Consider the following 5,984-nt stretch of genomic DNA (forward strand, 5'->3'; position numbering starts at 1 on the left):
CGCTCGGCTTCTTCGACGACGTGCTCGCCATGGCGGGTACGGAGGGAAACGAGCGTAAGCCCCGAGTCGCCGCCTCGGACTGACCACCCCGACTCCGACCATCAGACACCCGACGCCGCGGTCGATTGCACCCCGACCGTGGCGGTCGAACACCGTTTTTCGCACTCTCAGGCCGCGAGCGACGCGACGCGTGTTTCGGACCCGATCTGGTAGAAACTGACAAACGGGTTCCCGGCGTACGCTCTGTGATGGACGACGTATCGCTCATCGAACGCGGCTTCGAGGAGTTCCCGGCGACGATTGCGCTCCTCGACAGGCGCGGTGACATCGTCTACACGAACCGGGCGTGGCGGGCGTTCGCCGACGCGAACGACTACGCCGGCGACCCCGATTCGACGGGCGTCAACTACCTCGACGTGTGCGACGCGGCCCGCGAGACCGACGAAATCGCGGGCGTCGTCGCCGACGGCATCCGCGCGGTGCTCCGCGGCGACCGCGATCTCTTTACCGCCGAATACCCGTGTCACTCGCCCGCCGTCTATCGGTGGTTCGCGCTCCGCGTCGCCCCGATAGACACGCCGAGACACGGGCGCTTCGCGCTCGTCACCCACTTCGACATCACCGACAGGCGGCTCGCCGAGCTGCAGGTCAACGAGAAAAACGAGCACCTCGCGGCGCTCGTCAGCGTGCTCGCCTCGGAGCTCAAAGCCCAGCTCGCGTCGGCCACCGCGTCCGCCGAGCGACTCGCCGCCGTCGACGGCGACGACGCGGTGCAGCTCTCCGAGAGCCTCTCGCGCATCGACTCGCTCGTCGACTGGGGCATCGCCGTCGCCGGGCAACCGAGCACGCTCGACCTCGCGCCGGTGGATTTCCGCTCGCACGTCGCGCAAGCGCGGGCCGTCGCGTCGCCCGACGGCGCGGACGACGCCTCGCTCCGGGTCGTCGGCGACGGGTCGCTCTTGGCCGACACCCACCTGTTCGGGCTGTTTCTGGTCGCGGTGCTCACGAACTGCTACGAGCGGAACGCGTCGCTCGGTCCGCCGTTCAGCGTCGTCGTGGGAACGACCGCCGACGGCTTCTACGTCGACGACGACGGTCCTCGTCCGTCCCCGGAGGAGCGCGCGGCGGCCGCTGCGGGCTCGAACCAGTTGCTCGGCGTCGATTACGACGCCACACATCTCTCGACGGCGCGGCGAATCGCCGACCTGCACGGCTGGCAGTTCGACGTGGTGGACTCGGAACTCGGCGGGGCACGCTTCGAAGTCCGCGGCGTCGACTGGCGGTAATCGGCGCTCGGCGGGCGCGGCACCCCCGCGGCGTCAGGAGACGTCGGCTTCCATGACGAACGTCGGCTCCTCGGCGAGGTCGCTCCGGGCGAGCGACGCGTCGGAGACCCAGTCGACGCGCTCGGGGAACAGGACGCGCGTCCGGTCCGCGCCGACCGAAGCGGCGTCGCGGCGGACGGCGTCCAACAGCGACCCGCAGGCCGACGCGTCGTCCCACGCGGCGACCGCGTACTCGGCCCACGTCACCTCGCCCTCGTCGTCGGATTCGCGGGAGAAGGTCCGGTTGCGGTAGGTGAAGCCGGTCGCGCGGTCGTCGCCGACGACGAACAGTCGGTCGTCGTCCGCGGCGTCGTGGAGGCGCTCGCGGGTGAGTTCGGAGAGCGCCCACGACTCGACTGGGTCGAGCGCGAGCCCCGACAGCGCGGTTCGGGCCTCGCAGCCGGTCCAGTAGGCCCACGCGGCGTCGGCGTCGTGGCCGACGGCCGCCTCCGGGTCGGCGGTCGGGTCGGGGTCGGGCTTCGCCCACCGGAACTCGACGCCGGGGTCGAACCCGGCCGTGCGGGTGGTGCCGAGGCTCGGGACGTTCCACGAGTGGACCATGTTGCGGACGCGGCGCGCGCCGCGCTCGCGCGCCCAGTCGAGAAGCGCGCGCGACAGCCGAGTCGCAAGCCCCTGCTCGCGGTAGTCGGGCGCGACGCGCATGCCCTGCGCCCACCCCTCGTACTCCGACAGCATGACGACCTGCGCGATGGCGGCCACCTCGTCGGACGGCGTCTCCTCGCCCATGTCGACGACGAGCGTCGCCCGATCCGACTCGCCGGGGGCGATCCAGTCGTGGTAGACGTCGGGGAGGTAGTCCGACACCCCGCGGTCGGCCCACGTGTCGCGGGTGAACGCGGCGACCGCGTCGTAGTCCTCGGGCCTCGCGGGTCGAATCTCCATCAGGTCACTCCCACGGGACCGAGCGCCGGGTCAGTTCACCTTCGAGGTTGCGGCCCATCGCGCCCGTCGGGTCGGTGACGTTGGCGAGCGCCCACATCAGCTTCACCTTCGCCGTGCCGGGGAGCGTGTCGCCCGCCTCGACGACGCCCGCGTCGAGCAGGTCGCGACCGGTGTCGTAGACGCGGTCGCAGACGCGGCCTTCGAGACACTGCGAGGTCATGGCGACGACCGTGCCGTCCTCGATGAGTTCCTCGAACCGCGGGATGAGGTCGGTGTGGACGTGGCCGAGGCCCGTCCCCTCGATGACGACGCCGGCCTTCCCGTCGAGGTAGTCGAGCGCCGCGGGGTCCATCCCCGGCGTGAACTTCACGAGTTCCACCTCGGATTCGAGGTCGGCGCGGAGCGCGAGATCGGTCTCGCCGCGGGGGGCGTAGTCGCGGCGGAACGTGACCTCCTCGGCCTCGTAGTCGACCTCGCCCAGCGGCTTCGCGCCGACGGTTTCGAAGGCGTCGCGCCGGGAGGTGTGGTTCTTGCGGACGCGCGTCCCCTCGTGGAGCGCGCAGACGTCGTCGGACTCCGAGGCGTGCATGCAGATCATGACCTCGGCGGCGTCGGCTTTCGCGGCCTCGACGGCGCAGACGGCGTTCATCACGTTGTCCGAAGAGGGGCGGTCGGCCGAGCGCTGACTCCCCGTGAAGACGATGGGGACGGGCGTGTCGAGCATGAACGACATCGCCGACGCGGAGAACTGCATCGTGTCGGTGCCGTGCATGACGACGACGCCGTCGGCTCCGGCCTCGATTTCCTCGGCGATGGCCTCCGCGAGGTCGACCCACACGTCGGTCGTCATGTTCTCCGAGAGGATGTTGGCGACGACGCGGCCGCGGTAGTTCGCCCGCCCCGCGAGGTCGGGGACGGCCCGGAGCACGTCCTCGGCGTCGAACTGCGCGGTCACCGCGCCCGTGCGGTAGTCGACCGTCGAGGCGATGGTCCCGCCGGTCGAGATGAGCGAGATGGTCGGCAGGTCGTCGTCGAACTCGATTTCGGAGGTGCCGTCGCCCTCGGACTGCGCGTCTTCGATGTCGTACACGTCGGTTTCGAGCACGTCAACGTCGGCTCCCTCGCGGGCGATGCCGACGTTGTACCCGCCGTCAAGCTTGACGACGAGGTGCTCCTCGGTGGACGACGGCATGAGCACGCCTTCGTTCGTGACGTCCGCGCGGGTGACGCGGACGCGGTCCCCTGCGTTCATATCGCGGGATACCGCGGGGGCAGACTTCAAACCCACCTTTTTACCGTTCGGGGTCGCCGAAGGCGACCCGCTCACGGCAAAAACCTGGAGGGAAAAATGCCGAACGGCTCGCTTCGCTCGCCGCTCGGTACGACAACTGGGGTGGAGCCGCCCCGCCAGAGTGCAACGAGCGAGATGTCCGTGTCGCCGACATAACGGGCACAAGACATTTTAGCCGACCGACCGTCGGCCAGCGTATGCTTCCCACGATACTCCTCCAGTCGCGCGGCGCAGGCGCGCTCGTGATCGGCCTGCTGTTTTTCCTCCTGTACCTCGGGATGGTGGTGTGGACGTACCGCGACGCGAAGCGAAACAGCAGTCACCCGGCGTTCCTCTGGGCCGTCGTCGTCTTCCTCGCCCCGCTTCTGGGAATCGTCCTGTACCTCATCTTGGGTCGGGGTTCGTAACGACCGCGTCGCGCCTCCTTTTCGGCGGGAATCTGTCGCACCGGCACAAGAGCCATCAGGCTCGCCCGCGACCCTGTACACATGCAACGGTCGGACCAGAAGGAGTCTGAGCAGTCCGTCGACGACCTGCTCTCCGGGTTCTCTCGCGAGGGCGGCGACGCGACGCCGACCAGTTCGCCGGACTCGTCCGGCGGCGGTCGCCTCAGCGGGCTGTTCTCCCCGCGCACGTTCCTCGCGGCGCTCCTGCTCTCCATCGGCGGACTGCTCGTCGGCGGCGCAATTCCCCTCGTCGGCTTCGTCGGCCGGTTCGCCGGTATCGCCGCCGCCGGCTTCCTGATCGGTCTCGTCGGGTCGAAGCGCCACTACACGGAGGTCGTCCTCGCCGGCGCTATCGCCGCGGGCCTCGCGTTCGTCCTCTCGACGCTGTTCGCCGTGTTCGCGCCCTTCGCGGTGCAGTTGCTCGCGGACTACGGCGTCGCCATCGCGGGCGTCGGCGCGGCGAGCGGCGGGCTCGCGGCGCTCGTCGGGCACTACTTCGGCCGCGACCTCAGAAACGGCCTGACACAGGAGCTGTAGCCGTCAGTCGATTCGCCAGCGGTCGCCGTTGTGGGCGACGAGGTCGCCCTCGGCGAGGTGGTGGAGCGCGCTGTCGACGACCGCGGGGTCCGCGTTGAGGTCCTTCGCGATGCCGCGGACGGTGTTCGACCCGTTGGCGAGCGCGGCGAGAATCTCCGCGTAAAAGCGGCTGTCGGCGTCGACGCCGAGGCGGTCGTTGAGGCGGTCGAGCACGTCGGTGATGCGGCCCTGCACCCACCGCTGGGCCAAGGAGAGTTCGTTGTCGAGTTCCTCCAGTTTGCCGAGTTCGCGCGCCAACTCGGAGACGTCGTCGGTGCCGGCGTTTTCGACTTCGAGCGTCACGTGCGGACAGCGCCCGGCCATGTCGAGGCTCGGACTCGGCGGGTAGGCGCTCTTCGCGCCGAACCCGTACGGCGAGACGTTCACCTCCAGTCGGAGGTTCCGCGAGATGTGGAAGTACTTGCGCCGTTGGTCGTCGGTGCGCGACTCGATGAGCCCCGCGTCCTCCAGCTTTCGGAGGTGGTCGATGACGGCCTTGGGGCTGACGCCGAGGTACTCGCTGATCTCGGTGACGTAGCACGGTTTGTGCGAGAGCAACCGCAGGATGCGCCGGCGGTTTTCGTTCCCGAGTAGGTCGAGCAGTACCGCGGAGTCCATTACGAGGTCATAGACTGCCGGTGGGGAAAAGCCTGACTCATGTGAGTCACAGCGCCGTCATGCGATTAGCGATTGTGACTCGCGGGGCGCTCAGGGGACGGTCTCCGACGTCTCAGAAAGCCGGTCGAACGCCCGCGACGCGAGGATCACCGCGAGGAACGAGAGGGCGACGGTGATGCCCGCGAGGAGCGCCCCCGCCTCGTACTTCAGCGGCGGGTAGTAGCCGAGGCCGTAGTCGAACACGTCGTTGACGAGCGCGAGGGCGAGAGCGAACCCGAGCGCGCCCTTCGTGGTCGCGCCGTAGCGCGGGACGACGAGCGCGAGCGCGAGAAAGCCCGCGTGGGTGAGCATGATGCCCCAGTAGTCCCACAGCGCGGCCCCGGAGAAGCCGACGTAGAGGTCGGGCCGGAGGTTGAGCGCGACGACCGTCCAGACGCCGTACTTGACGAGCCAGACGAACGCGAGCGTGTGGAGGTACGCGAGCGGTCGGTTGACCGGCGCGTCGGCGACGCGGCGACCGAGGTTCGGAAGCAGGGTCGCGGCCGACAGCGTCATCAGCGCGAGGGCGGTCGGCGAGTCGCCGAAAAGCGGGTAGAGGAACGTCGGCAGGTCCGAGAGCCCGGGGTCCGAGTGGACGTAGAAGCTCACCCCGACGAGGAACGCGGCGGCGTTGAGGACGAGAAAGACGACGAGGCTCGGGCCGTTTCCGAGGTAGTACTCCGCCCAGTCGTCGACCGCCGCGTCGAGGTCGAAATCGCGCAGACCCATCGCCGAGTCCGACGGCGCGCCGAAAGAAAAGGCCGTCGGGGCGGGGACGGCTGGGGC

Annotated in this window: 7 protein-coding genes; 3 read left to right on the plus strand and 4 right to left on the minus strand. The window is 69.4% G+C overall.

The window, feature by feature from the left end; translation table 11 throughout:
* Positions 1 to 248 precede the first annotated feature (248 nt).
* Positions 249 to 1,286 carry a PAS domain-containing protein gene (locus FY251_RS20485; protein ID WP_148416822.1) on the plus strand — a complete coding sequence of 346 codons (1,038 nt, stop codon included), beginning with the start codon at positions 249 to 251 and terminating at the stop codon, positions 1,284 to 1,286.
* Positions 1,287 to 1,319: 33 nt separating this feature from the next.
* Here FY251_RS20485 and FY251_RS20490 read toward each other — a convergent pair whose 3' ends face one another.
* Positions 1,320 to 2,228, minus strand: a complete 909-nt coding sequence (locus FY251_RS20490; RefSeq protein WP_148416823.1) for a GNAT family N-acetyltransferase — start codon at positions 2,226 to 2,228, stop codon at positions 1,320 to 1,322.
* A 4-nt stretch (positions 2,229 to 2,232) separates the two neighbouring features.
* Positions 2,233 to 3,480, minus strand: coding sequence for a Glu-tRNA(Gln) amidotransferase subunit GatD (gene gatD / locus FY251_RS20495; RefSeq protein WP_148416824.1), 1,248 nt, complete (start codon positions 3,478 to 3,480; stop codon positions 2,233 to 2,235).
* Between the two features lie 236 nt (positions 3,481 to 3,716).
* Between gatD and FY251_RS20500 the strand changes: the two genes are divergently transcribed.
* Both FY251_RS20500 and FY251_RS20505 read left to right on the plus strand, forming a co-directional pair.
* Positions 3,717 to 3,926 (plus strand): PLDc N-terminal domain-containing protein, encoded by a 210-nt coding sequence (locus FY251_RS20500; RefSeq protein ID WP_148416825.1) that lies wholly within the window; start codon positions 3,717 to 3,719, stop codon positions 3,924 to 3,926.
* Between the two features lie 81 nt (positions 3,927 to 4,007).
* The gene (locus FY251_RS20505; protein ID WP_148416826.1) at positions 4,008 to 4,502 is read left to right on the plus strand and encodes a hypothetical protein; all 495 of its coding nucleotides are present in this window, start codon (positions 4,008 to 4,010) and stop codon (positions 4,500 to 4,502) included.
* A 3-nt stretch (positions 4,503 to 4,505) separates the two neighbouring features.
* Here the strand turns inward: FY251_RS20505 and FY251_RS20510 are convergent, their stop codons facing one another.
* Both FY251_RS20510 and FY251_RS20515 read right to left on the minus strand, forming a co-directional pair.
* Positions 4,506 to 5,159 carry a metalloregulator ArsR/SmtB family transcription factor gene (locus FY251_RS20510; protein WP_115881225.1) on the minus strand — a complete coding sequence of 218 codons (654 nt, stop codon included), beginning with the start codon at positions 5,157 to 5,159 and terminating at the stop codon, positions 4,506 to 4,508.
* A 90-nt stretch (positions 5,160 to 5,249) separates the two neighbouring features.
* Positions 5,250 to 5,927, minus strand: coding sequence for a DUF1405 domain-containing protein (locus FY251_RS20515; RefSeq protein WP_148416827.1), 678 nt, complete (start codon positions 5,925 to 5,927; stop codon positions 5,250 to 5,252).
* Positions 5,928 to 5,984: the final 57 nt, after the last annotated feature.

The organism is Haloferax sp. KTX1 (genome assembly GCF_902410085.1).
In the GTDB taxonomy this organism is placed as follows: Archaea; Halobacteriota; Halobacteria; order Halobacteriales; family Haloferacaceae; genus Haloferax; species Haloferax massiliensis.

Excerpts from the sequence above, each read along its gene's own strand:
- gatD (WP_148416824.1), bottom strand. The coding sequence starts at position 3,480 with ATGAACGCAGGGGACCGCGTCCGCGTCACCCGCGCGGACGTCACGAAC.
- FY251_RS20505 (WP_148416826.1), top strand. The coding sequence starts at position 4,008 with ATGCAACGGTCGGACCAGAAGGAGTCTGAGCAGTCCGTCGACGACCTG.
- FY251_RS20485 (WP_148416822.1), top strand. The coding sequence starts at position 249 with ATGGACGACGTATCGCTCATCGAACGCGGCTTCGAGGAGTTCCCGGCG.
- FY251_RS20500 (WP_148416825.1), top strand. The coding sequence starts at position 3,717 with ATGCTTCCCACGATACTCCTCCAGTCGCGCGGCGCAGGCGCGCTCGTG.
- FY251_RS20515 (WP_148416827.1), bottom strand. The coding sequence starts at position 5,927 with ATGGGTCTGCGCGATTTCGACCTCGACGCGGCGGTCGACGACTGGGCG.
- FY251_RS20490 (WP_148416823.1), bottom strand. The coding sequence starts at position 2,228 with ATGGAGATTCGACCCGCGAGGCCCGAGGACTACGACGCGGTCGCCGCG.
- FY251_RS20510 (WP_115881225.1), bottom strand. The coding sequence starts at position 5,159 with ATGGACTCCGCGGTACTGCTCGACCTACTCGGGAACGAAAACCGCCGG.